The organism is Bradyrhizobium sp. A11 (assembly GCF_042077125.1).
In the GTDB taxonomy this organism is placed as follows: Bacteria; Pseudomonadota; Alphaproteobacteria; order Rhizobiales; family Xanthobacteraceae; genus Bradyrhizobium; species Bradyrhizobium japonicum_B.
This window is the reverse complement of sequence record NZ_CP149509.1, coordinates 1,506,465-1,531,989: the sequence shown is the minus strand read 5'-3', so window position 1 is coordinate 1,531,989 and position 25,525 is coordinate 1,506,465. Positions and strand designations below refer to the sequence as shown.

The 25,525-nt window shown below is 65.7% G+C and carries 22 protein-coding genes, 1 other RNA gene and 1 pseudogene; 9 read left to right on the top strand and 15 right to left on the bottom strand.

The genetic code is table 11. The features are described 5' to 3' along the window. Positions 1–55 precede the first annotated feature (55 nt). The 11 genes and pseudogenes from WI560_RS07095 to WI560_RS07045 form a co-directional block, all read right to left on the bottom strand. Positions 56–262, bottom strand: a complete 207-nt coding sequence (locus tag WI560_RS07095; RefSeq protein WP_028137993.1) for a DUF2065 domain-containing protein — start codon at positions 260–262, stop codon at positions 56–58. 72 nt (positions 263–334) lie between these two features. Next, on the bottom strand, positions 335–1,231 hold the full coding sequence (gene hflC / locus WI560_RS07090; protein ID WP_375307423.1) for a protease modulator HflC: 897 nt from the start codon (positions 1,229–1,231) through the stop codon (positions 335–337). Continuing rightward, on the bottom strand, positions 1,228–2,364 hold the full coding sequence (hflK, locus tag WI560_RS07085) for an FtsH protease activity modulator HflK (RefSeq protein ID WP_375307422.1): 1,137 nt from the start codon (positions 2,362–2,364) through the stop codon (positions 1,228–1,230). Before hflK ends, hflC begins: the two co-directional genes overlap by 4 nt. A gap of 153 nt (positions 2,365–2,517) precedes the next feature. Next, entirely contained in the window at positions 2,518–3,030 is a 513-nt protein-coding gene (locus tag WI560_RS07080; RefSeq protein WP_375307421.1) for a dihydrofolate reductase, read from the bottom strand. Next, entirely contained in the window at positions 3,030–3,515 is a 486-nt protein-coding gene (locus WI560_RS07075; protein ID WP_375307420.1) for a GNAT family N-acetyltransferase, read from the bottom strand. Before WI560_RS07075 ends, WI560_RS07080 begins: the two co-directional genes overlap by 1 nt. 5 nt (positions 3,516–3,520) lie before the next feature. After that, positions 3,521–4,315, bottom strand: coding sequence for a thymidylate synthase (locus WI560_RS07070; protein ID WP_375307419.1), 795 nt, complete (start codon positions 4,313–4,315; stop codon positions 3,521–3,523). A gap of 171 nt (positions 4,316–4,486) precedes the next feature. After that, a complete protein-coding gene (locus WI560_RS07065; RefSeq protein WP_375307418.1) occupies positions 4,487–5,470 on the bottom strand; it encodes a tripartite tricarboxylate transporter substrate binding protein BugD in 984 nt (327 codons plus the stop codon). Between the two features lie 137 nt (positions 5,471–5,607). Continuing rightward, positions 5,608–7,122, bottom strand: a complete 1,515-nt coding sequence (locus WI560_RS07060) for a tripartite tricarboxylate transporter permease (RefSeq protein ID WP_375307417.1) — start codon at positions 7,120–7,122, stop codon at positions 5,608–5,610. Positions 7,123–7,129: 7 nt separating this feature from the next. After that, positions 7,130–7,890 (bottom strand): annotated as a pseudogene (locus WI560_RS07055) (tripartite tricarboxylate transporter TctB family protein). Between the two features lie 92 nt (positions 7,891–7,982). Beyond that, the gene (locus tag WI560_RS07050) at positions 7,983–8,516 is read right to left on the bottom strand and encodes a chromate transporter (protein ID WP_028138002.1); all 534 of its coding nucleotides are present in this window, start codon (positions 8,514–8,516) and stop codon (positions 7,983–7,985) included. Beyond that, positions 8,513–9,130, bottom strand: coding sequence for a chromate transporter (locus WI560_RS07045; RefSeq protein ID WP_375307416.1), 618 nt, complete (start codon positions 9,128–9,130; stop codon positions 8,513–8,515). Before WI560_RS07045 ends, WI560_RS07050 begins: the two co-directional genes overlap by 4 nt. Before the next feature lie 94 nt (positions 9,131–9,224). Here WI560_RS07045 and ssrA point away from each other — a divergent pair. The 9 genes from ssrA to WI560_RS07000 all read left to right on the top strand — a co-directional run bounded on the left by ssrA (position 9,225) and on the right by WI560_RS07000 (position 18,581). Then, positions 9,225–9,590, top strand: a transfer-messenger RNA (tmRNA) gene (ssrA, locus tag WI560_RS07040). A gap of 113 nt (positions 9,591–9,703) precedes the next feature. Further along, positions 9,704–10,222 carry an SspB family protein gene (locus WI560_RS07035; RefSeq protein WP_375307415.1) on the top strand — a complete coding sequence of 173 codons (519 nt, stop codon included), beginning with the start codon at positions 9,704–9,706 and terminating at the stop codon, positions 10,220–10,222. An 89-nt stretch (positions 10,223–10,311) separates the two neighbouring features. After that, positions 10,312–11,745 (top strand): class II fumarate hydratase, encoded by a 1,434-nt coding sequence (gene fumC, locus WI560_RS07030; RefSeq protein ID WP_375308788.1) that lies wholly within the window; start codon positions 10,312–10,314, stop codon positions 11,743–11,745. 278 nt (positions 11,746–12,023) lie between these two features. Continuing rightward, positions 12,024–12,212: a DUF4169 family protein gene (locus WI560_RS07025; RefSeq protein ID WP_135162941.1), complete on the top strand. Its 189-nt coding sequence runs from the start codon at positions 12,024–12,026 to the stop codon at positions 12,210–12,212. Further along, the gene (locus WI560_RS07020) at positions 12,209–12,460 is read left to right on the top strand and encodes a ribbon-helix-helix domain-containing protein (RefSeq protein ID WP_025038043.1); all 252 of its coding nucleotides are present in this window, start codon (positions 12,209–12,211) and stop codon (positions 12,458–12,460) included. The genes WI560_RS07025 and WI560_RS07020 overlap by 4 nt, the downstream gene beginning before the upstream one ends. A 120-nt stretch (positions 12,461–12,580) precedes the next feature. Continuing rightward, positions 12,581–12,856, top strand: coding sequence for a FeoA family protein (locus WI560_RS07015; RefSeq protein WP_028138007.1), 276 nt, complete (start codon positions 12,581–12,583; stop codon positions 12,854–12,856). A gap of 48 nt (positions 12,857–12,904) precedes the next feature. After that, the gene (locus WI560_RS07010; protein ID WP_375307414.1) at positions 12,905–14,776 is read left to right on the top strand and encodes a ferrous iron transporter B; all 1,872 of its coding nucleotides are present in this window, start codon (positions 12,905–12,907) and stop codon (positions 14,774–14,776) included. 587 nt (positions 14,777–15,363) lie between these two features. Further along, positions 15,364–16,878 carry an ATPase domain-containing protein gene (locus WI560_RS07005; RefSeq protein ID WP_375307413.1) on the top strand — a complete coding sequence of 505 codons (1,515 nt, stop codon included), beginning with the start codon at positions 15,364–15,366 and terminating at the stop codon, positions 16,876–16,878. Further along, on the top strand, positions 16,875–18,581 hold the full coding sequence (locus WI560_RS07000; protein ID WP_375307412.1) for an ATP-binding protein: 1,707 nt from the start codon (positions 16,875–16,877) through the stop codon (positions 18,579–18,581). The genes WI560_RS07005 and WI560_RS07000 overlap by 4 nt, the downstream gene beginning before the upstream one ends. 42 nt (positions 18,582–18,623) lie before the next feature. Here the strand turns inward: WI560_RS07000 and WI560_RS06995 are convergent, their stop codons facing one another. The 4 genes from WI560_RS06995 to WI560_RS06980 all read right to left on the bottom strand — a co-directional run bounded on the left by WI560_RS06995 (position 18,624) and on the right by WI560_RS06980 (position 25,492). Further along, positions 18,624–18,866, bottom strand: a complete 243-nt coding sequence (locus WI560_RS06995; protein ID WP_028138011.1) for a hypothetical protein — start codon at positions 18,864–18,866, stop codon at positions 18,624–18,626. Positions 18,867–18,897: 31 nt separating this feature from the next. After that, the gene (locus WI560_RS06990; protein ID WP_375307411.1) at positions 18,898–20,022 is read right to left on the bottom strand and encodes a DUF2336 domain-containing protein; all 1,125 of its coding nucleotides are present in this window, start codon (positions 20,020–20,022) and stop codon (positions 18,898–18,900) included. Between the two features lie 316 nt (positions 20,023–20,338). Next, positions 20,339–23,980: an AsmA-like C-terminal region-containing protein gene (locus WI560_RS06985; RefSeq protein ID WP_375307410.1), complete on the bottom strand. Its 3,642-nt coding sequence runs from the start codon at positions 23,978–23,980 to the stop codon at positions 20,339–20,341. A 279-nt stretch (positions 23,981–24,259) separates the two neighbouring features. Continuing rightward, a complete protein-coding gene (locus WI560_RS06980) occupies positions 24,260–25,492 on the bottom strand; it encodes a cytochrome P450 (RefSeq protein ID WP_375307409.1) in 1,233 nt (410 codons plus the stop codon). Positions 25,493–25,525 lie beyond the last annotated feature (33 nt).

Below are 25,525 nucleotides of genomic sequence, written 5' to 3'. Positions count from 1 at the left end.
CCGATAATACGGCGAAAACCGGTCTTTCGGCTTCACTTTGGCGTTGGTGCGAGGCCTAGACCGGCCGCCGCATAACCCAGATCAGGACCAGGCCGACCACGGCGGAGCCGATCCCGACCGCCCGCAGGATGTTATCCGGCGTGGCGATGGCGCTCTTCATGGCCTTGCGCATCCAGTTTGGACTCGCCGCAAACATCAAGCCCTCCAGCACGAACAGGATGCCCAAGCCGATGAGGAAGTCGGCGAACGCAATGGACCTCATCGGATTGGAACCTCCCGTTGTGCTGTTCTTGTCTGGACGAAGGGCGGCCGGACCTGCCGCCCCCTGTCGCGCTTACGGCTTCGCCGGCGTATCGGTTGCCATCTTGCCGGACGGGTTGCTGAAGTACCGGAAGAAATCCGATTCCGGCCGCAGCAGGAAGCGGGTATCGTTCGACTTCAGGCCGTTCTCATAGGCGGTCATCGACCGGTAGAAGGCGAAGAAGTCGGCATCCTTGCTGTAGGCTTCCGCAAACAGGCGGTTGCGCTCGGCATCGCCCGCACCGCGGGTCTGCTCGGCCTGCGAGTTGGCTTCCGCGATGATCACGGTCGCCTCGCGGTCGGCCTTGGAGCGGATCTCCTGGGCCTTCTGGCCGCCCTGCGCGCGGAACTCGGCCGCTTCGCGCTCGCGCTCGGTCTTCATGCGCTGATAGACCGCCTGGCTGTTCTGCTCCGGCAGGTCGGCGCGTCGGATCCGGACGTCGACGACCTCGATGCCGTAACCGTCGGCCTCGCGATCGAGCTGGTCGCGGATGCGCTGCATCAGCCTCTCGCGTTCGTCGCGCACCACGTTGATGAAAGTGACTTCGCCGAGCACGCGGCGCAGTGCCGCGTTGAGGAGCGTGGTGAGCTGGATGTTGGCAGCCTGGATCGAGCCGACGCTCTGATAGAAGCGTAGCGCGTCCTTGATGCGGTAGCGCGCGAATGCGTCGACCACGAGCCGCTTCTGGTCGGACGCGATCGCTTCCTGCGAGGGGTTCTCCAGGTCGAGGATGCGCTTGTCGATGTTGATCACCGAATTCCACGGCGCCTTGAAGTGCAGGCCGGGCGCGGTGACCACGTCGACGGGGCGGCCGAACAGGAGCACGATGGTCTGCTCGGTCTGCTGCACCGTGAACAGCGACATGTAGCCGAGCACTGCGACGAGCAGGAGCGCGAGCAGGGTGACAAAACCCGTGACCGGAGACCTCATCGGTTGCCTCCGCTCGAGGGCTGCCCGGCGGTAGGCGGCCGCTTGCTGGTCAATTCGCCCAGCGGCAGATAGGGCACGATGCCCTGTCCCGAGGAGCCGCCGTCATAGATGAGCTTGTCCGCGCCACCGAGCACGCGCTCCATCGTCTCCAGATAGATCCGTTCACGCGTCACGTCGGGCGCCTTCTTGTATTCGTCGTAAACCTTCAGGAAGCGCGCGCTCTGGCCCTTGGCCTCGGCGACCGCCTGCTCCTTGTAGCCTTCGGCGGCCTGCTGAATCTGCGCCGCCCGTCCGCGTGCCTGCGGCACGACCTGGTTGGCGTAGGTCTGCGCCTCGTTCTGCAACTGCTCGAGATTGGCGCGCGCCGCCTGGACGTCGCGGAAAGCGTCGATCACCTGCGCCGGCGGATCGACCTTCTGCATCTGCACCTGGCTGATCTGGATGCCCGCGCCGTAGCTGTCCAGAGTCTTCTGGATCAGCTCGTGCACGTTCTGCTCCGTGACGTTCCGCGCACCGGTCAGGATCGGCTGGATCTGCGAGCGGCCGATCACCTCGCGCATCGCGCTCTCGGCGACCGCCTTCACCGTGCCTTCGGGATTCTGGATGTTGAAGAGGAAGTCACCGACGCCATCGGGCTTGATGCGCCACAGCACGGTGAAATCGACGTCCACGATGTTCTCGTCGCCCGTCAGCATCAGGCTCTCTTCCGGCACGTCACGGATGGAGCGGCCGCGCCGCGCCGGATCGTCGATCAGCGTCATGCCGATCGAGATGGTGTTGACGCGCAGCGCCTTGGGCAGCAGCACGGTCTCGATCGGATAGGGCAGATGATAGTTCAGGCCCGGCTGTACGGTGCGGACATGCTTGCCGAAGCGCAGCACGACGCCGAGCTCTTCGGACTGCACGCGGAAGAAGCCCGACAGCAGCCAGAACGCGATGATGAGCAGGACGATCAGCGTGATGCCGATGCCGGAGAAATAGCCGCCCGGCATGATCTGCTGGAGGCGGTCCTGGCCGCGCCGCAGAAGGTCTTCCAGATCCGGCGGCCTCGGCCCGACCGGTTGCGGACCTGAGCCCCACGGTCCCTTTGGACCCGAGCCCCATGGGCCACCGCCCTGATTCTTCCACGGCATTCGACGCTCTCCTCGGCAGGGTGGAATTGTCCCCGCCCGCTTTGTCCGGTCCGGCTTTATAGGGGACAGGCAGGTCCCTTACAACGCGGCCCTGACCGTCTTCCGAGCTATGCTCGGGCACGAAAAAGTCAATGTAAACATTGACGAAAGCGGTTAATGGCCGCGCCGCCGACGATATGTCACATAGGAGAAGTCGGCGCTGTCGTTGGGACCGGCAGGATGGCGGATACGGTCGACCTCGTCCCATTCCCCCTTGTTGATGTCGAAATGCGTATCCCCTTCGGGCCGGGCATGGACTTCGGTGATTTCGAGGCGATCGGCGCGATCGAGCCATTGCCGGAAGATCTCGGCGCCGCCGATTACCGCGATGTCAGTGGCCGAACGTCGCAGGGCATCCCCGCGCGCAACCGCGCCGGCGTCGGCGGAGGATGTCGTGACGATGGCCCCGTCGGCACGATAGGCCGGATCGCGCGTGATCACGATATTGGTGCGGCCCGGCAGGGGACGGCGGGGCAGCGATTCGAAGGTCTTGCGGCCCATGATCACGGGCTTGCCGATGGTCAGCGCCTTGAAGCGCGCCATGTCGGATTTCAATCGCCACGGCATCGCATTGCCCGCGCCGATGACGCCGTTCTCCGCGATCGCGACGACGAAGACGATCTCCATCAGGCAGAGCTCCCGGCAAGCCGCGTCAGCGCAGGCCCGGTGACGCGGCATAGCGTCCAGTCGTCCATCATGACGGCGCCGAGCGATTTGTAGAACGCGATCGACGGCGCGTTCCAGTCGAGCACCGCCCATTGCAGGCGCGCCCAGCCGTTGTCGACGCATTCCTTCGCGAGATAGACCAGCAGCGCCTTGCCGAGCCCCCTGCCCCGATGCGACGGCCGCACGTAGAGATCTTCGAGATAGATGCCGTGGCGGCCGCTGAAGGTGGAGAAATTCGTGAACCAGACCGCGAAGCCGACGGCCTCACCATCCCATTCGGCGATCGCGCAATAGAGTTGCGGTCGCTCGCCGAACAGCGCGTCAGCGACGTCGGTCTCGGTCGCCTCCACCTCGTGCGAGAGCTTCTCGTACTCGGCGAGCTCGCGGATGAAGGAGAGGACGAGCCCCGCTTCTCCGGGCTGCGCACGGCGGATGGTCAACGACATCGGCGTCAGACCGCGACTTCCGCCTTGATGTGCGGATGCGGGTCGTAGCCGACGAGCTCGAAATCCTCAAAGCGGAAGGAGAAGATGTCCTTCACTTCAGGATTGATCCGCATCACCGGCAGCGCACGCGGCGCGCGGCTGAGCTGGAGCTTTGCCTGCTCCAGATGGTTGGAATAGAGATGGGCGTCGCCGAACGAATGCACGAAATCGCCGGGCTTCAGGCCGGTGACCTGCGCCACCATCATGGTGAGCAGCGAATAGGAGGCGATGTTGAAGGGCACGCCGAGGAAGACGTCGGCCGACCGCTGGTAGAGCTGACACGACAGCTTGCCATTGGCGACATAGAACTGGAACAGGCAATGGCACGGCGGCAGCGCCATCTTGTCGACTTCGGCCGGATTCCACGCCGAGACGATCAGGCGGCGCGAGTCCGGATTGCGCTTGATCATGTCGACCACGTTCGCGATCTGATCGATGCTGCGGCCGTCGGGCGCGGGCCAGGAGCGCCATTGATGGCCGTAGACCGGGCCGAGATCGCCATTGGCATCCGCCCACTCGTCCCAGATCGTGACGCCGTTGTCGCGCAGATATTTGACGTTTGTGTCGCCCTTCAGGAACCACAACAGCTCATGCACGATCGCCTTCAGCGGCAGCCGCTTGGTCGTCAGCATCGGGAAGCCGGCGGACAGATTGAAGCGCATCTGGTGGCCGAACACCGAGAACGTGCCGGTGCCGGTGCGGTCGGTTTTCTCCGCGCCGTCTGAAAGAATCCGCTCGAGCAGGTCCTGATACTGGTGCATGTGCGACTATGCCTTTGGGAAGGCGGCGAACTTAGCGGCCACCCCCGCGCTGCAACAGCGGCGATTCGCTGTCCGCACCGATTATACCCGGAAAAGTGAGCGCTCCCGGCGCAAACGACAAGGGGCGGAACCCGGCGTCCCGCCCCTCTCCTATCGACCTGATCGCGTTGCCTAATTTGCCGCCTTCAGCACCGGGCTCCACTTCGCGATCTCGTTCTTGACGAGGGTCGCCAGCGCCTCCGGCGTGCGGTCCTTTGCCGCCGGGATGACGCTGCCGAGTTCGAGCAGGCGCTTCTTCACGGTCTCGTCGTCGAGCGCCTTGATGGCGGCTGCGTTCAGGCTCGCCACGATGGCAGGCGAGGTTCCCTTGGGCGCGAACATCGCGTTCCAGGCCTGGGCCTGGAATTTCGGCAGGCCGGCTTCAGCCGTGGTCGGCACGTTCGGCAGCGACGGATTACGCTCGGCCGTGGCGATCGCATAGGCCTTGATGGTGCCGGCGTTGATCTGCGGTACGGCGTTGACGATCTGGTCGCACATGTAGTCGACCTGCCCTGCCACCAGCGCGTTCATCGCAGGTCCGGTGCCGCTGAAGGGCACGCTGACCGGCTTGACGTCGAGGATCGAGTGCAGGAGCTCGCACGAGACGTGCGAGACCGAGCCGACGCCGGCATGCGCCGCGTTCACCTTCTCGGCGTTGGCCTTCACGTAAGTCACGAACTCGTTCAGGTCCTTGGGCGGGAAATCCTTGCGTGACAGGATCAGGATCGGCGTGCCTGCGAGCAGCGCGATCGGCTCGAAATCCTTCTCGGGATGATAGGCGAGCTTCGGATAGAGCGGCACCGAGGCGGCATGCGTGCCCATGTGCCCGGTGATCAGCGTATAGCCGTCATTGGCCGCACGCGCGGCGCGCGTGGTCGCGGTGGTGCCGCCGGCGCCGACCACGTTCTCGATGATGATGCTCTGCCCCAGCGTCTGCGCCATGTGCCCGGTGACGATGCGCGAGATCACGTCGGTCGGCCCGCCAGCCGCGAACGGCACGATCATCGTGATGCTGCGCGTCGGGTAGGTCTGGGCCTTTGCCGGTGCGACAAAGGCGCATAGCGAGGCAAGCGCTGCGGCACATGCACCCGAAACCAACGTGCGAATGGAAGTCATTTTCGGTCCCCCGGGACAAACTAAACGCCGGCCACAAGGGCCCCTATTTTCATTTCACGAAGCCGTCACGCAAGTCGATTCGACTTCCGAATGCGGCATGCCGACGCAGGTGCGCTGCGCCGGCACAAATGCGGTGCTCAGTTCTCGGATTCGGTGAACACCTCGTCGCGCTTCGATCGCAGCGAAGGCAACACGGTCAGGACGAGGAGGCCCGCCGCGACCGCCAGCAGCACCGCCGACAACGGACGCGTCAGGAACACACTCCAGTCGCCGCGCGAGATCAGCAGCGCCCGGCGCAGGTTCTCCTCCATCAACGGTCCCAGCACCATGCCGAGCAGCAGAGGTGCCGGCTCGAAATCGTGCTTGATCAGCCAGTAGCCGACCAGACCGAACACGCCGGCGAGGATGACGTCGACCGGCGCGTTGTTCACCGAATAGATGCCGATCGCGCAGAAGATCACGATCGAGGGGAACATCAGCCGGTAGGGCACGCGCAGCAGCCGCACCCAGATTCCGACCAGCGGCAGGTTGATGATGATCAGCATCAGATTGCCGATCCACATCGAGGCGATCATGCCCCAGACGAGATCCGGCTGCTTCTGCATCACCTGCGGGCCCGGCACGATGCCGTGGATGGTCATCGCACCCACCATCAGCGCCATCACCGCGTTCGGCGGGATGCCGAGCGTGAGCAGCGGAATGAAGGAGGTCTGCGCGGCGGCGTTGTTGGCGCTCTCCGGCCCCGCCACGCCCTCGATCGCGCCGCGGCCAAACCGCGACGGGTCCCTGGCGAGCTTCTTCTCGAGCGTATAGGCGCCGAAGGATGCAATCGTCGCGCCGCCGCCGGGCAGGATGCCGAGGATCGAGCCGAGCACGGTGCCGCGCAGGATCGCGGGCGTCGAGTCGATCAGATCCTTCTTGGTCGGCATCAGGCCGGTGATCTTCTGCTGCACGAGGTCGCGGCTCATCTCGGCGCCGGCATCGAGATTGCGGATGATCTCCGCAAAGCCGAATACGCCCATCGCCACCGTCGCAAAGCCGAGGCCGTCGGCGAGTTCCGGAATGTTGAAGGCCATGCGGGAGGCGCCGGTTTCGATGTCCGAGCCGACCATCGACAGCAACAGGCCGAACACGATCATCGCGATCGCCTTCAGCACCGAGCCCTTGGCCAGCACGACCGCAAAGATGAGGCCGAGCACCATCAGCGAGAAATACTCGGCCGGACCGAACGCCAGCGCCAGCTTGGTCAGGGGCGCCCCGAGCACGGCGATGAGCACGGTCGCGACGCAGCCGGCGAAGAACGAGCCGATCGCGGCGATCGCCAGCGCCGGGCCGGCACGGCCCTGCCTGGCCATCTGATGACCATCGATGGCGGTCACCACCGATGTCGCCTCGCCGGGTATGTTGACGAGGATCGACGTGGTCGAGCCGCCATACTGCGCACCGTAATAGATGCCGGCCAGCATGATCAGCGCGCCGACCGGCGGCAGTCCGAAGGTGATCGGCAGCAGCATCGCGACGGTCGCGATGGTGCCGATGCCCGGGAGCACGCCGACCAGCGTTCCGACGAGAGCGCCGATCAGGCACATCAAGAGATTGATCGGGGAGAACGCGACGGCGAAGCCGTGAGCGAGGTTGGCAAAAATATCCATCACGCCCTCACTGGATCAGGAAACGCGGGTACATCGGCATCGGCAGCCCGAGAATGTATGGAAACAGGATTGCGCAACCGATCGTCAGGCAGGCGCCGACGATCACCGCTTCCAGCCACCGCGTCTCCTGCGAGCCCGCCGCTGCGATCATGAAGCTCGTGAAGGCCGTGACCACGAGGCCAAGAGACCGGATCGACAGGGCGAAGAAGAGGATCGCGGCGACCACGAACAGCGGTCCCCGCCAGGAATAATGGGCCATCGCCGGCCCATTGGTCAGAAGGCCGGTCAGGGCGATGGCCGCGGACAAGGCAACCAGCAGTCCACCGAACATGCGCGGCGCGGTGCCGGCACCGAAGGAGAAGCCCGCATGCCCTGCAGATCGCTTCCCGCCCACAGCGCGAACAAGGCAACCGCCATCAGGACGACGCCGCCGACATAATCCTGCGCCGACCGTACCGTCATGAACAGCGTGAGGATCGCCACGACCAGCAGCGGATAGGAATAGATCAGGGCCAGCAGCACCTCGGACGACATTTTCTTGGTGCCGCCACCGAACGATCCGAAGATCGCACTGGGCGCACCTGCGAGCAGCGCCGTCACGTGACTGGTGACCACCGTCGCCGGACCGCGGCCGGTGCCCCAGCCGAAGATCGTCCCGATCGACCAAATCAATTCGAAGATCTGCGGCGCAATCGCCAGCAGACAAAAGCCGAGCGCCAACCGGGTATTTCGGTTGGCCGTCGCTGAGTGGCCCATCGTGTCGGCCATGCCTGTCTCCTCCGCGACCCGTAAGTCACGAGCACTGTTGTTCTAAATCGGCTGGAACTGGATCCCCCGCCCGGAACACTGCCTAGCGATTTTCATGACACAATGCCAGCAAAACCCAACAGCCCGCCGGCAAGCAGGAGCCACAGTGGATTGATGCGCGAGATGGATGCGATCACCGCAACCATTGCGGTCAGAAGCAGTGCAGCAATCGTGCGATCGGTCGACTGGGCCAGGATCAGGGCGCTCGCCGCCATCAATCCGATCGAGAGCGGAACCAGTGCAGCTTGGATCAAGCCGGGCCAGCGCGACTGGCTGGGCCGATTCAGGAGCCGGCTGACATAATAGGCAAGCAGCGCCGTCGGCAGGCACATCGCCAGCGTCGCCGCCAGCGCGCCGGGAATGCCGGCGACGGCATAACCGATTAACGTCACGATAAGAACGTTCGGACCCGGCGAGAGCTGCGCGATCGCATAGGCATCGGTGAACTGCTTGTCGGTCATCCAGTGATTCACCTCGACCGCGATGCGATGCATCTCGGGCACCGCCGCCGCGGCGCCGCCGACTGCGAACAGCGACATCAGTCCGAAGGTGGCGATCAGGGCCCAGATCGGATTGTCGGCGTTCATGCTGCTACTTTCCGCCGCAGGAAATAGGTGGCGCCGATGCTCACGGGGATCGCGACCAGCAGCACCGCCTGAAGCGGCAGGCGGAGCACCCCGATGGCGAGGAACACACCAAGCATCAGGATCAGCGCGAGGGGGTCCGTCCGCTTCAGCAGCGGCGTCATCATGCGGAAGACCACCGCGATCAGGAGACCGACGGCCGCGCAGGAGATGCCGGCGAGGCTGCGGCGCAGCACGTCGAGGTCGCCAACACGGGCGTAGATAATCGCGAGAACCATCATGATCAGCGTCGGCGGCAGCAGCAGCCCGGCAAAGGCGGCAATGCCGCCGGCAATGCCGCGCAGCCTCGATCCGAACACCATCGACAGATTGACGATGTTGGGCCCGGGCAGGAAATGGCAGAGCGCGAAGGTCTCGTTGAACTCGTCCGCCGTCATCCAGCGGTGCTGTTCGACGATGGCCCTCCGGGCAAACACCAGGACCCCGCCGAAACCGGCCAGCGACATCCTGGCGAAGGCCAGAAACAGTTCCGGCAGGCCGGGCGCAGCAACGCCGGGCGCCGGCTGATCCGGCAGTCGATCTGATGGTCCGCCGGCCGGTGCTGAATCCTCGGACATCTCAGAAGCTTAGACCGTCGGCGCCGATGCGGCCAAGATCAGGCCCGCCTCGGTGCGGAACCTTTCCAAAGAGAATTGGGAGAGGCGTGCAAAACCCCTGTTTTTCGAAACCCTTGCGCCCTATATTGGGAGTGCCGGTTCGCCGGCTATGGAAATAAACGGTCGTCGCAATAAACCATTCGGACCCGGGGGCGGTACCCGGCGCCTCCACCAAAGCCCACCAACGGACTATCCGGAAGCGGGCTTTGGCGGGGGCGAAATAGGATCGACGAGGGCGTAAAGGGCGTACTTTTTCCCGGTATTGTTCCGCCGTTATCGGGCTACTGCAATAGTTGCCAACGACAACTTTGCTCCGGTTGCTCAGGCTGCGTAACGCAGTTTGAAAGACCATCTTAAAGTCCTAACGGGTTAAGCTCCGTTAGGCGGGGTTCGGAGGCACCTGGCAACAGAAGCCTCCACTTGCCTTTATTTCTTCTCCGGCGGGGACTCCTGCTGACCCGTCAGGCGCGATATTGTTGCGGCTTGGCGAGTCGAGTCGGTAGGGTCCGGCTTCGGGGACGCAACAGGACCACCATGGCGACCGATCATATCCGATACGACGTGCTGGCCCGCGACGCGCTGCGCGGCGTGCTGCGGAAGGTGCTGACCGATGCCGCGGCCCATGGCCTGCCGGGCGAGCACCATTTCTTCATCACCTTCGTATCGAAGGCCGAGGGCGTGAAGCTGTCGCCCCGGCTGCTCGCGCAATATCCGGAAGAGATGACGATCATCCTGCAGCACCAGTTCTGGGATCTGACCGTGCTCGAGGACCGCTTCGAGGTTGGCCTGTCCTTCGGCGGCATTCCGGAGCGGCTCGTGGTGCCGTTCAGCGCCATCAAGAGCTTCCTCGATCCGTCCGTGAAGTTCGGCCTCCAGTTCGACACGTCCGATGTCGCCGAGGTCGCGCCGGAGACTTTGCCGGCGGCCCCTGCCCCTTCGGCCGTAACGGTGCCCGCCGCCGCCACTGAAAAGGCGGAGACCGCGGAAGAGCCGACCCCGCCGAACCAGGGCGGCGCCGAGGTGGTGAGGCTCGATCGTTTCCGCAAGAAATGATCTAGGTTGGCCTTGCAGCCGTCGCGGCCGGCCAAACTGCCTATATAGAAGAGCACATGAAGAGGCCGCGCGGCGTTTCGCGCGGCGGAATGGATGTGCTCATGGCCAAAGCTTCCCGCCCGAAGACCGCTCCTCCGGCGACCCGCACCGAGACCGACAGTTTCGGTCCCATCGAGGTCCCTGCCGATCGCTATTGGGGCGCGCAGACCGAACGCTCGCGCCAGAATTTCCGCATCGGAACGGATCGCATGCCGATCGCGCTCGTCCACGCGCTCGGCATCGTCAAGCTCGGCGCCGCACAGTCCAATCTGGAGCTCGGCCTGCTCGACAAGCGCCGCGCCGGCGCCGTCATCCGCGCAGCGCGCGAGGTGATCGAGGGCAAGCTGGATGACCATTTTCCGCTGGTCGTGTGGCAGACCGGCTCCGGCACGCAGACCAACATGAACCTCAACGAGGTGATCGCCAACCGCGCCAACGAACTGCTCGGCGGCGAGCTCGGCGCCAAAAAGCCGGTGCATCCCAACGACCACGTCAACATGAGCCAGTCGTCGAACGATTCGTTCCCGACCGCGATGCACATCGCGGCCGCAAGCCGGATCAATGCCGATCTCATCCCCGCGCTCACCGAACTGCTGCGCGCGCTGCGCAAGAAGGAAAAGGCGTTCGCAAAAATCGTCAAGATCGGCCGCACCCACACCCAGGATGCGACGCCCCTGACGCTCGGCCAGGAGTTTTCCGGCTACGCCGCGCAGGTCGAAAGCGGCATCGCCCGGCTCAAGTCCGCGGTGAAGGAGCTTTATCCGTTGGCGCAGGGCGGCACCGCCGTCGGCACCGGCCTCAATTCGAAGCCGCGCTTTGCAAAGCTGTTCGCGAGGCACGTCGCCGCGATCACGAAACTCCCGTTCACCAGCGCCGCCAACAAATTCGAGGCGCTGGCCTCGAACGATGCCTACGTGCTGGCGCATGGCGCCATCAATTCGGTGGCGACGGGCCTGTTCAAGATCGCCAACGACATCCGCCTGCTCGGATCCGGCCCGCGCTCGGGGCTGGGCGAGCTGATCCTGCCGGAGAACGAGCCGGGCTCGTCGATCATGCCGGGCAAGGTCAATCCGACCCAGTGCGAGGCGATGACCATGGTGTGCTGCCAGGTGTTCGGCAATCACACCGCGATCACGATGGCCGGCAGCCAGGGCCATTTCGAGCTCAACGTCTACAAACCCGTGCTGGCCTACAATATGCTGCACTCGATCCGCCTGCTGGCGGATGCGGCGCGATCCTTCACCGAGCATTGCGTCAGCGGCATCCGCGCCGACGAGAAGCGCATCGACGAGCTGATGCAGCGCTCGCTGATGCTGGTGACGGCGCTGGCCCCGAAGATCGGCTACGACAACGCCGCCAAGGTGGCCAAGACGGCCCATGCCAACGGAACCACGTTGAAGGAGGAGGCGCTGCGGCTCGGCTTCGTCTCGGCCGACGAGTTCGATCGCCTGGTGCGCCCCGAGAAGATGACCAGCCCGGGATAAATTCCGAATTCCGATAGCCATCCGTAATGATACGGACCCCCTGCGCCCAGAAATGTGCGGCTTTGGGGGTGGGATTTGATTACCGTCAATGTTCCGGCGGGACGGCGTGCTACGCAACCCTTCCGCCCCCCGACGGGGCCGAATTCATCCTTTGATGGCCCAAGGGGCTGATTGACGAGGACGAGCGAATGGCGATCAAGTCTTGTAGGGCGCAACGCGGCGCTCTGTTTCTGAATGTTTCATCCCGCCTGACGAGGATCGGATGATGGAGACGCGGCATGGGGAACGTCATCAACCTGAATCGTTTCAGGAAGCGCGCCGAGCGGGAAGCCTCGGCGAAGCAGGCGGACGCCAACCGGTCGAAGTTCGGCCGCACGAAGGCGGAACGGTCGGCGGAGGAGACGCGCGCGGACAAGGCGAAGGCGCACCTGGACCGGCATCAGATCGACCGCGAGGAGCAGCCATGAAGTCGCCCGTCGTGAAGCGGTCGATCGTCGTCGCCGGGCACAAGACCAGCGTCAGCCTGGAAGAGGCGTTCTGGAACGGCATGAAGGAGATCTCCGGCCTGCGCAACATGACGTTGTCGGAGCTGGTCGGCGAGATCGACAACAACCGCCAGCAGGGCAATCTGTCGTCGGCGATCCGCCTGTTCGTCCTGGACTACTTCAAGAGCCGGGCGATGGCCGCGCAGCCGGACAAGGTCCCGGCCCAATAGCCAGCCCTCGGGGGCGCCTGTGAGGCGCCCCGCCATCCGCGCTCTTTAAAATCACTCTAAGGTGCGGTTTCGGCGAGCGCCCGAGCTTGACCTCAATGCCTTGCGTTGAAAATACAGGGCATGACCGACACCAACGACACGCGCCCGCACATGCCGCTCGGCCTGGCCCAGCGCGGCTATTCCGGCGTCATCCAGCACCTGTCAGCTAGCCAGGCGGGCTCGGCGCTTTCGGACATCGAGCTCGAGAGCCGCCTGATCGAACTCGGCTTCGTCGAGGGCGCCCGGGTCGAGGTCCTGCACGAGGGGCTGGTCGGGCGCGATCCGATTGCGGTGCGGGTCGACAGCATCACGATCGCGGTCCGCCGTCGCGAAGCCATGGCGGTCATCGTCGCTTAGCCTGCGGCCGGACGCCTCATCACAAGCCGTTTGCCAGGCCTTGATCCCATGGAATTACCCCTGCTGCATCTCGCCCTGGTCGGCACGCCAAACAGCGGCAAGACATCGCTGTTCAACGCCCTGACCGGCAGCCGGCAGAAGGTCGCGAACTATCCCGGCGTCACCGTCGAGCGCAAGGAAGGCTTCTTCGTCACCCCCCTGGGGCGCCAGGTCTCGGTGGTCGACCTGCCCGGCACCTACTCGCTGCGCGGCCGCAGCCCGGACGAGGAGATCACCCGCGACTTCGTGCTCGGCAAGGCCTCCGGCGAGGCCGTGCCCGATCTCGTCCTGTGCGTGGCCGATTCGACCAATCTGCGGCTGACCATCCGCCTGCTGCTCGAGCTCAAGCGCACCGGCCGGCCGATGGTCCTCGTGCTCAACATGTTCGACATCGCGGCCCGCCGCGGCATCAATGTCGACGTCGAGCGGCTCGCCAAGGAGCTCGGCCTGCCCGTGGTCACCTCGATCGCGGTGCGCAAGGGCGGCACGGCGGAGCTCTTGAAGCTGACCGACGAGATCTCGGCGAAGCTCGCCGCCGAGGCCGAGGCGAACAGCTGGCGCGCGCTCAGCGTCGCCGAATTGCGCGCGACCCAGCGCGAGGCCGACCGCATCATCGCCGACTGCGTCAGCCTGCCTGCGAGACCCGACACCTGGACCGCGCGGATCGACGCGGTCGTGCTGCATCCCGTCGGCGGTCTCGTCGTGCTGACGCTGATCCTGTTCGTGATGTTCCAGGCGGTGTTCGCCTGGGCGCAACCGGCAATGGACCTGCTCAAGTCCGGCTTCGACGCGCTCGGCGAGCTCGTGCACGCGACCCTGCCCGAGGGCCTCTTGCAGAGCTTCCTGGAGAACGGCGTGATCTCGGGCGTCGGCAGCGTCATTGTGTTCCTGCCGCAGATCATCCTGATCTTCCTGTTCATCCTGCTGCTGGAAGATTTCGGCTACATGGCGCGCGCCGCGTTCCTGATGGACCGCATCATGGGCGGCGCCGGCCTGCACGGCCGCGCCTTCATTCCGCTGCTGTCGAGCTTTGCCTGCGCCATCCCCGGCATCATGGCGACCCGCGTCATCGACAACAAGCGCGACCGGCTGACCACGATTCTGATCGCGCCGCTGATGACCTGCTCGGCGCGCATTCCGGTCTACACACTGATCATCTCCGCCTTCATTCCGGCGAAGGAGGTCTGGGGCTTCATCAATCTGCAGGGCCTCGTGATGTTCGGCCTCTACGCTGCCGGCATCGCCAGCGCGCTGATCGTCTCGTTCCTGATCAAGTTCTTCATGCTGCGCGACTTTGCGCCGGCGCCGTTCATGCTGGAGCTGCCGGACTACAAGATGCCGCGGCTGAAATCGATCGCGATCGGTATCTACACCCGCGCCAAGATGTTCCTGGTGCGCGCCGGCACCACCATCTTCTCGATGATGGTGCTGATCTGGTTCCTAGCCTCGTTCCCGCGGCCGCCGGCGGGCGCCACCGGGCCCGCGATCGACTTCAGCCTGGCGGCGATGATCGGCAAGGCGCTCGAGCCGCTGCTGGCGCCCGTCGGCTTCAACTGGCAGATCGCGGTCGCGCTGATCCCGGGCATGGCGGCACGCGAGGTCGCGGTCGCAGCGCTGGGCACCGTCTACGCGATCGAAGGCGGCCAGGAAGCGGCCGAGCAGATCGGCCAGGTGCTGGCGACGAAATGGTCGCTGGCGACCGCACTGTCGATGCTGGCCTGGTACATCTTCGCCCCGCAATGCGCATCCACCCTGGCCGTGATCCGGCGCGAGACCGGCAGCTGGGCCTGGATGGGTGTGACCTTCACCTACATGCTGGTGCTGGCCTATGCGGCGAGCCTGTTGACGTACAACGTCGCCGTCGCGCTGGGGGCGGGATAGACCCCTGAAGCCAAAACTGAGAAAACAACCCCATGCACAGTAGACGGGGTCAGTGAAATCAATGGCTTGAGTCGGGCGCGAAAATCATCTGACCCGAGACCCCGCACCGGTTGCTCCGTCGGCCAAAACAACGGCATGATGTCATCATCGACCGCAGCGACAGCGGCATGAACGGCGACACGCCACGGAAGCGGCGACCGCGACCGCGATGACGCGCATCGGCCAGTCCGAACTCGCCCTGCCATCCCTCATCGGCATCGTGAGCGTCGCAAACGGCGCGTCGCGCCGCGTGCTGCCAATTACCTGCTCGAGCGGAGCACGAACCGTCATGGCAAGGACGTGGTGATCTACCGCATCCGCCGCAGACCGTTGCAATGACCAGATCGACGCACGTTGACCGGCGGGACTGTGTTCAATTTTGAACCGACATTGCTGCCGCTGCCGCCACTGCCCACAGCCAGACACGCCCCCGGCCCCGGAACCGGCTCGCTGCTCAAGAGTTCCTTGTACGGACCTACTGTGGTCCCGGCCCCAGCCTGTCGATGCCTGGGGGCTAGCGCTCTTCCGACATGTGCTGAGGGGGTTCAATGAGTGATCCATCAGGGGCTGCTTCGGCCAGTGCCCTCAAGGATTTGCCGAGAATTTCGACGGGTAGCGAAGGTCTGGACGACATCCTGGGCGGCGGCTTGGACCCCAACCGGATGTATCTCTATGAGGGACGTCCGGGCACCGGCAAGACCACGATCGCGCTGCAATTCCTTCTCCGGGGCGCGCGCGACGGCGAACGCGTGCTCTATATCTCCCTCTCCGAGACGAGGCGGGAGCTCGAGCTTGTCGCGCATCGGCACGGCTGGTCTCTGCAAGGAGTCGACATCTTCGAGCTGGTCCCGCCGGAGACGACACTCGACCCCGATCGGGAGCTCACGGTCTTCCATCCTGCCGAGATGGAGCTCAGCGAAACGACCGGCCTCATCTTCAAGGAGGTCGAGCGGCTCAACCCCACCCGCGTCGTGCTCGACAGCCTGTCCGAGCTGCGCCTGCTGGCCCAGAACCCGCTTCGCTACCGGCGCCAGGTGCTGGCCTTGAAGCACTTCTTCACCAACCGCAATTGCACTGTCGTGCTGCTCGACGATCTGTCCTCCTCCCAGGACGATCTGCAGCTGCATTCGATCGCACACGGCGTCGTCATGCTCGAGCAACTCGCGATCGACTACGGCGCGGAGCGGCGCCGGCTTCGCGTGATCAAGATGCGCGGCATTCGATTCCGCGGCGGATACCACGATTTTACGATCTCTCAAGGCGGCTTGCGGATCTTCCCGCGGCTCGTCGCGGCCGAACATCACAAGACGTTTCCCGGCGATTTCGTCTCCAGCGGCAATGCGCAGCTCGATCAGCTGCTGGGGGGCGGGCTCGAGCGCGGCACCAACGCGCTTCTCCTCGGATCCGCCGGTGTCGGCAAGTCGTCGGTCGCGCTGACCTATGCCATCGCGGCGGCCGAGCGCGGCGAGCATGCAGTCTTTTTCGCCTTCGACGAAGGCCGCGGCACGGTGGAAGCACGGGCCCGGACGCTCGGTCTGCCCCTGGAGAAACATCTCAATACCGGGGTCATCCGGTTTCAACAGGTCGATCCGGCCGAATTGTCGCCCGGTGAGTTTGCGGCGACGCTCCGCCGGAGCGTCGAGGTCGACAATGCCCGCCTTGTCGTCATCGACAGTCTGAACGGTTACCTGAACGCGATGCCGGACGAGCGCTTTCTCATCCTGCAGATGCACGAGCTCCTCAGCTATCTGGCACAGCAGGGCGTGCTTACGATCCTGATCCTCGCTCAGCACGGACTCGTCGGCCCGATGGAGACGCCGCTCGACATCAGCTATTTGAGCGATGCGGTGGTGATGCTGCGCTATTTCGAGTTCGGCGGCACGGTGCGGCGCGCACTCTCCGTCGTCAAGAAGCGCAGCGGCAATCACGAGCACAGCATCCGCGAGTTCCGGCTCGGCAGCACAGGGATCAGGCTCGGTCCGCCTCTCCAGGAGTTCAGCGGCATTTTTTCCGGCAATCCCCATTACACCGGCACGGTGCTGCCCGAAGGACCGGCCGAATGAGCGCGGAACGGGGTAACCGTGTGCTGATATTCGCCCCGATCGGCCGCGACGGACCGGCATCGGCGGAGCTTTTTCGCGGCGCGAACCTGGAGGCGGTCAATTGCCGAGGTCTGCCCGAACTCGTCACCGAGATGACGGCCGGCGTCGGAGCGGTCTTTCTGGCCGAGGAGGGATTGTTCGGCAAAGACACGGCGCCGCTCGCGCAATGGATCGCGAGCCAGCCGCCATGGTCCGACCTCCCCTTCGTCGTACTCACCAGCCATCGGGAGCAGCCGGCCGTCGTCGCATGGAGGCGCAGCATCGTCGAGCTGCTGCGTAACGTTTCGCTGCTCGAGCGACCGGTCCAGCCGATCACGCTGACCAGTGCGATTCAATCGGCGATCCGCGCCCGGCGCCGTCAATATGAAATTCGGGCCCTGCTCGAAGCGCGCGAGCAGACGGCGCAGGAGCTCGAGAAACTGGTCGTTGAGCGGACGCGAGAACTGAAAGAAGCCAACGAGCAGCTTCGCCTCGAAATGAACGAACGCGCGCGCGTCGAGGAGACGCTTCGCCAGGCTCAGAAGATCGAGGCGATCGGCCAGCTCACCGGCGGCGTCGCGCACGACTTCAACAATCTGCTGATGGTGATTTCCGGCGGCCTCGACATGCTCGATCGCCAGGCAGACCCGAACCGGCGCCGGCGGCTGATGGACGGCATGATCCAGGCCGCGCAGCGCGGCGCCAGCCTGACGAGGCAGCTCCTCGCATTCTCGCGCCGGCAGAAGCTGCGGCCGGAGCCCGTCGATGTCGCTGCACAGATCGGCGGCATGCGGGAGCTGCTCGATCGCAGCCTGCGAGGCGACGTCCACGTCGAATTCGATTTCCCGGACTCGCTGTGGCCGGTCGAGGTCGATCCCGGGGAGCTCGAGCTGGTCATCCTGAACCTCGCCGTCAACGCCCGCGACGCCATGCCCAACGGCGGGACCATCGTCGTGCGCGGAGAAAATCTGCCAGGCCTGAACGACGATCAGATCTCGGGCGACTATGTCCGTCTGTCCGTCGTCGACACCGGTGTCGGCATGGCGCCAGAGATCCTGACCCGCGTATTCGAGCCGTTCTTCACCACCAAGGACGTCGGTAAAGGTTCGGGGCTCGGGCTAGCGCAGGTCCATGGATTCGCCACCCAGTCACAGGGCACGGTCCGCATCCGATCGGAGGTCGGCCGCGGCACCAGCATCGAGCTGTACCTGCCGCGATCGTTCGACGTTCCTTCGAAGGAGCGGCATCTCATCGACCTCACCCGCATACGGCCGAAGAAGAACAATCATGGCCGAATCCTCCTGGTCGAAGACGACGACGAGGTTGCCGCTCTGGTCGGCGAGATGCTCGGCCAGCTCGGTTACGAGGTCACGCGCGCGGCGAGCGCCGCGGCGGCGCTCGGCGCTTTGGCCGATGGTCGCTCCGTCGACCTGATCTTTTCGGACATCATGATGCCGGGCGGCATGAACGGGGTCGAGCTCGCGCGGGAAATCAAGAAGCGACGAAGCGACATCCCGGTGCTGCTGACCAGCGGATACGCCGAAGCCTCGGTCCATGAAGCGCAGAGGGCGGGTATCCAGATCCTGGCGAAACCTTACCACATCGACGAGCTGGCCGCGGCGCTGAGCACGGCAAAGTCGAACCTTGGGCTCAACCCAGAATCCCAGCGCTCCGGGTCCTGTTGACGTCAGCCCTGATCGGGCCGTGTCCCCTCGGGCTGCGGAGCTCTACCGGAAATATCCGAGCACGAGATCGACGTCGGCGCTGCGGGCCACCGTGCCGGTGAGCTCGGCGTCGATGACGCGGCGACAGGCTTCGATCGCGGCGTGGTCGCCGAGGTCATTGGCAGCTTCGAGCACGAGCCAGGCCGCGTCGACCGAGGCCTTGTCCGGAGCTCCGCCGCCGAGATCGCCGGGGGCGGCGCTGTTGAGGTTCTTCTTGCGAACGGCAGTGCCGAATTGAGGCAACATTGCAGATACTCCCCTGTCCTTCATGTACCTGTCAGTGAACTTGGAGCTGGAGCTCGGGCTGGCGGCCCGCATCGGCACCCGCGCCGGTCTTGCGCGACTGGTAGAACTTCAAGATGCTGCGCGAGGTCTCGATCTTGAGCCGGCCGTACTCGCGCTCGTTGTCCTGGAGCTCGCGCGCCGTGATCAGATGATCCTTGGCGCCGAGGAAGAGCAGTGACATCGTCGTATCCCAGGAGAAGTCGAGCGCCTTGCACAAGACCAGGATCATCTCGCGATTGCGGTCCATCAGCGCGCGCTCGATCACGTCGACCGGTAGCGACGAGAGCAGCGACAGGCCGATCTGCACCTCGTCGAAGCGGTGCTGGCGGGCATAGTTCGAAATCGAATCCTGGTTGAGATTGCCCTGACGGTATTGCGTCGTGACCACGCGCTTGGCGACGAAATAGCTGCGCGAGGACGGACCGAACTTGGACTGAAGGTCGCCGGTGACCTCGGTCACCGAGCTCTGGATCTGCGCCATCATCTCGGGCCGCTCGGTCTCGAGGCGGCGGCGGACGTCTTCCGAGGCCTTCGAGATCAGTTGCTGGAAGATATGGCGCGGCACGTCCTTGCGCAGGCCGAGCTGCTCGGCGAGGATCGAATCGCCCTCGGCGCGGCGGACCATGTGCAACAGGCCCGAGCCGGAGAAGCGCGCGCCCTCGTTCTTCGCGACCGACGTCACGACTTCCTGGTTGCCGCGCTTGACCAGCACGTCGGTCACGGCTTCGCCGATCGACTTGCGCTGGGCGATCGCGAGAAGATGCGACTGGCCCTTGGTCATGGCGCTCTCGACCAGCATCCTGTCGTCGATGCGATTGGAATCGCGCAGCACGGGACCGGCGACCGCGATCTCGTCGTCGAGGGCGAGCTTCTCGATCACGTTCAGGGGCGCGTGGTCGCACGCCGACATCACCTCCGACAGCTGCGTTCGCGCCGCGACCTCGATCTCTTCGGCGAGCCGGCCGATCACCTCGCCGAACGTGCTGATCTCGTCGTCGCTGTAGCGGCCGGTGATCAGAATGTCGGTCGCATGCCACAACGCTTTCGCCCGGCTTTCGTCGGTGCCGCGCGCGATCGCGTCGTCCAGATCCTGCAGAAGCGATTTCGCCCCGTTCATCTCGATCACCCCAGTTCTTGGTCGTTCTCTTGCGGACCGTTGCGCCGCAATCGACGCGACGCCGAATTCCTCTGGAACCGACGCTAGAGAGGAAACGCGAGAATTCGGTAAAATCGGCAAATCAGTTTTGCCGGGCAAAATTCATTCAAATGCGAGGGAATGGGTTAACCGATGGACAGTCTTGCAAGTGCCGGGAAGCTAAAGGCACCAAAGCCTTTCCAGCGTCATGGCCGGGCTTGTCCCGGCCATCCACGCCTTGCCGCACGACGCGAAGAACGTGGATGCCCGGGACAAGCCCGGGCATGACGAGGGAATTTCATGGGTTTTGCGGCGTCAGCACCAGCGGCGGCTTTGGCCTCGGCTTGGCCGGCGGCGGGCCCGGGGCAGGCTTGACGTCGATGGCCGGCGGCAGCGGCGCGAGCTGCTGGCTCGCGAGTGGCGGGCTTGTGAGTGAAGGACTCGGGGCAGCGGGAGCCGCTTGCGGCGGTCTCGGCGTCGGCGCAGCCTTCGGCTTTGCGGGCGGGCGGCGCGGATCCTGGCCGGGCAGCGGCACATGCGCGGGCGCCTGCTCGGGCGTCGGATCCGGCGACACCAGCGTCGGAAGCGCCGCGGTCGCCGGCGGCGGCTCGCCGCGTTCGATGGCGTCCAGCCGGCGCGTCTCGCGGTCGATCGTGCGCACCGCAAGCCAGGACGACAGGGGCGCCAGATCGATGGTGCGGTTGAGCTTGTCGGGCGGCCCCGCGGCGAACAGCTGAATCTCCGGCGGGGCGCCGGAGAGGCCGGTCATGATCGGCGTCAGGCTGGCGCGGATGTCGGCCTGGTCGGCGGGAATGTCGTAGCCGCCGGACACGATGGCGCGGGCGTTCTTCGCTTCCAGCGGCGTCGCGCCGACGCGCAAACGTCCGTCGCGGATCGTGAAGGGAATCTGGGCCGACGCCACCGCGATCGGTGCGGCGGCAAGCGCGGGCTCGACCAGCTGCCGCAAGCGGTTGTCGTCGGCGACCTGACCGCCGTCGCTGGCGCGGATCGCGATCTCGAAGGCGCGCGGATTGAGGCCGCCGATTTCCGCAGCCTCCAGCGTCACCGTGCCGTTGCCGGCGAGCGCGCCGGTCAGCGCCGCGACGCTGCGGCCCTGGCTGGTCAGCGCCATCTGCACCGAGGCGCGTCCCTTCGGCAGCGCAAGCTCGCGGTAGCGCAGCGCCGCCGCATCGACATTGGCGAGCTCGATGCGCGCATTCACAGCGAGGCCATTGGCGCTGTTGCGCGCGTCGAAGCTCGCCGACATCTCGCCGCCGCCGAGCGTGCCCTTGAGCCCATCGAGCGCGAACGACTGGCCGTCACCGCGGAGCGTGCCGCCGAACGGACGCAGCTCGATGCCACCGGGCAAGGTCCCGCGCAACGCCTGGAAGGCGATCCGGCCGCGCCAGCCGGTGACGAGCCCAGCGCTGAGCGGCTCGCTCGCATCGCGCCCGGCCGCGCCGACCGCCAGCGCGAGCGCCGGCGCAAGATCGAGCGTATCGAGGCCGACTTCGCCGTCGACGCTTCTGTCGGCATCCAGCATCACCGCCAGACGGCCGCGCAGATGCGCCCCGGCCGCATTGCCGTCGAGATCGTCGAAGGTCAGCCGATTGCCCGTCAGCGTGAGGCGGGAGGACAGGCTGACGTTCTGCACCGATTTGTCGGTCCGGCTGGTCCCGAGCAGCGGCGCCAGATTGACGTTGCGCACGCGCAAGTTCACGCTGCCCTTCGGTTCCGACAATTCGACACTGCCCTGCGCGTCGGCATCCAGCCCGCCGCCGCTCAGCTTCGCGCTCAGTTGCAGCGGCCGCCGCCAGGCGCCGGTCAGCTTGCCCTCCAGCTGCGAAGCGCCCTCGCCTGCGGCCACCATGCGATCGAGCCCGAGCAGCGCCAGCAGAGCGCCCGCCTGCGGCGTCGACACTTTCGAGTCCAGCGTGAAGTCGCTGCTGCGCAGACGCTCGAGGTCGATGCCGCCGATCGCGGCAGCCGGCGTCTGCGCCGCCAGCGCCGCCGTCGCCTTGAGCTGCGGGGCGTCGAGCTCGAGCACGGCGCGGGCGTTGCTGCGATCGGCATGCTCGGCGTTCTTGTCGAGGCTGAGATCGAGCTTGAGGCGGGTCGCGCCTGATGCAGCCGGGATGGCATCCATGCGCGCGCGCAGCGCGGGCGCAAACGGCTCGATCAGCGCGGTAAGCTCGCGCAGCGAATTGGCCGAGGATTGCAGCGCGAGCTTGCCGGTGATCCTGGCGCGGTCGAAGCTGCCGCTCGCCACGGTGGTCACGCCGCCGGCCTGGCCGAATCGCAGCTGCTCCAGCGACAGCGAGGCGGGGCCGTAAGCGAGCTTGGCAGTGAACGGACGCAGCTCCTGCCCGGCGGAGATCGCGCGGCCGATATCGAGCGAGAGCTTGGCTTCCTCCGGCCACTCGCCCTGCGGTCCCGCGAGCGCGCGCACGAAGCTTGCGGCGGAGTCGAGATCGAGCCGATCGGCCTTGAGGTCGGCGTCGATCCGCGAGCCCTTGCTCGCGCCCGTCTGCACGAAGGCGATGCGGCCTTCCACGGTGCCGCCTTCGATGTCGGCCTTCAGCCGGTCGATGGCGAGATGGTTGGCGGCGATCGTGACCTCGCCGGCGAGGCGCAGCGGCCGCGTGCTGCGGCGGTTGACCTCGCTGCGGCCCTGGAGCCAGGCCACCAGCGTGTCGGGATCGGAGGATTCGACGCTGAGACGGCCGCTGAAACTGTCGGCGCCCGGCGTCGCGCCGTTGAGCGAGAGCTGCGTCATGCCGGGCGCGCGCAGCTCGAGGCGCTGGAAGGTCCAGGACCGTCCGTCGGTCTGGAGCTCGGTCGTGATGTTCTGCAGCGGACGGCCGCCGAGCATGATCTGGTCGGAGTTGAACTCGATCTGGGCCGGGATCGGCGCCTGCGGAATGGCAGCAAGCCCCGCGCGCAGCGCCGGCAGGATGCGGAGCGGCTCGGCATCGTCCTTGTCCGTATTCTTGGCGGCAAGCCTGTCGGCATCGACCTGGCGCGCCGACAGCACCGCGCGCAGCAGCGGCGAGGCACCGAATTTAAGGTCGCCGACGCCGCCGAGCTTCAGCGCGCTGTCCTCAGGGCCGAAGCTGGCGTCGATCTGCTCGAACTTCGCCCCGGCCGGATCCGCCCTAAGCTTGGTCGTCAGCTTCCAGGGGGCCGGCCCGGCTGCGCCGGCCTTCTTGACCGCCGGCACCGCCAGCGTCAGCGCGCCGTCGAATTTCGGCAGGCGGTTGTCGAAGGCGAGCACGCCTTCGAGATCGGCAAGGATGGCGCGCTCGCCGGGATCGATGTTGAGGTGGAGACGGGTGGCGTTGCCGTCGGCGCTCGGGCCGGACGAGACGCGGAACGGATAGCGCACCCCGTTGGCGGTGAAGCCGCCATCGCCGCGCACCGAGCCCGCGAGCGAGCGGACGTCACCGGAAAAGGTGATGTCGTTCAGCTCCAGCGTGGAGCGGCTGGCGGCATCGTGCAGGGCGATGCGGCCGGTGAGATTGAGCCGTTCGATGGCGAGCGAGGCCAGATTGAAGGTGCCGCTCGCGGTGGAGGGCAGATCGACCCGCCCACGCGCATCGAGGCCGAGATCGACCGCCATGCCGCCTACCGAAAGCTCGGTGGCGCGCCATTCCCCGCGCATCAGCGAGCCCAGGCTGAACTCCACGTCCAGCTTGTCGGCGCGCAGGCGACCGAGATCATTGTTGCCGCCGAAGGTGACCTGGCGCAGCCGCAGCGTCGGCGCCGGCAGGAGCCGCGCGTCGAGCTCGCCCGCGACCCGCACCGGCACGCCGATGATCTTGCCGGCCTCCGCCTCGAACTGGGGCCTGAACTGGTTCCAGTCGACGTAGTAAGGCCCGATCAGCGCGGCCAGCAGCGCAATGATGAAGGCAATCGCCAATCCGAGCAGCGTCGTCTGCACGGGTCTCCCCTCGGCCAAACCGGCACCCGGACCAAACCCTGGCCTTAGCGGACTTCAGGCGTGCCGGAACAGCCCCTTATATAGGGGGAAGTGTGGCGAAGTCACAGCGACTGTTGCGCGCGGAGGTTAACGCTGGAAGGCGACCCTCATGGTGAGGAGGCGCACCAAGCGCCGTCTCGAACCATGCAGGCCCCGCTCTCGCCCGCGGCCATCCTTGGAGACGCCCGCTTCGCGGGCCCTCAGGATGAGGGCAGCGCGTGCAGAATCAGCCCCGAAACCTCACCAGCTCGCCGGCAGCCGCTTCAGGCCGCGCAGCACGAAGGTCGGCCGCCATTCCGGGTTCTCGACGTCGTCGATGCGCAAGTCCGGCAGCCGCCGCAGCAGCGTGGCAATGGCGATCTCGGCCTCGATGCGCGCCAATTGGGCCCCGAGGCAGAAATGGATGCCGCCGCCGAACGAGAGCGGCTTCACGTTCTGGCGGGTGACGTCGAGCCGGTCGGGCCGGTCAGGATAGACCGCCGGATCGCGGTTGGCCGAGCCGAGCAGGCACAGCACGGTCTCGCCCTTGGGGATCCGCTTGCCGCCGAGATCCTCGATCTCCTCCAGCGCGACGCGTCCGGTCATCTGCACCGAGGAATCGTAGCGCAGGAATTCCTCGATCGCGCCCTCCGTCAGCTCCGGGCGTGCCTTGAGCAGCGCGAGCTGGTCCGGGTTGCGATGGAGCGCGAGCAGGCCGTTGCCGATCAGGTTGACCGTGGTCTCGTGGCCGGCGCCGAACAGCAGGATGATGTTGGCGGTCAGCTCCTCGTTGCTGAGCTTGTTGCCGTCCTCCTCGGCCTGCACCAGCTGGGTGATGAGGTCGTCGGCGGGACTTTTGCGGCGCAGCTCGAACAGCTGCTGGAAATACATCTGCGCCATGAGGTTGCCCTCGTTGCCCTTCTTGATCTCCTCCGGCGTGAGGGGCACGGGGTCGAGCAGCCGCCCGCCATCGCGCGAGCTGTTGTAGAACACCTCGCGATGCTCCTCGGGGATGCCCAGCATGTCGCAGATGATGGTGATGGGCAGGCGGAAGGCGAAATCCTCGATCAGGTCCATGTGGCCGCGGTCGATCACGGCATCGATGGCCTGGTCGACGATCTCCTGGATGCGCGGCCGCATGTCCTCGACCCGGCGTGCGGTGAAGGCCTTGACGACGAGACCGCGCAGGCGGGTGTGGTCCGGCGGATCGGCCTGCAGCATCCAATGGCTCATGCTGCGGAACACCGGCTCGTCCATGATCTTGTCGCTGTAGCGGCGTTTCGAGCGCTCGACGAAATCCTTGCCGAAGCGCTTGTCGCGCATCACCAGGCTGACGTCGGCGTGGCGGCTGGCGACGAACTGGCCGAACGGCGTCACATGGATCGGATCGAGCGTGCGCAGCCGGTCGTAATGCGGATAGGGATCGCGGATGAAGTCCGGCGAGAGCGGGTTGAACAGCGGCGCGCCGCCGGCGCCTTGCACGTGCTCGTTCATGGTGACCTCAAACCGGTTGCCGCATGACACGAA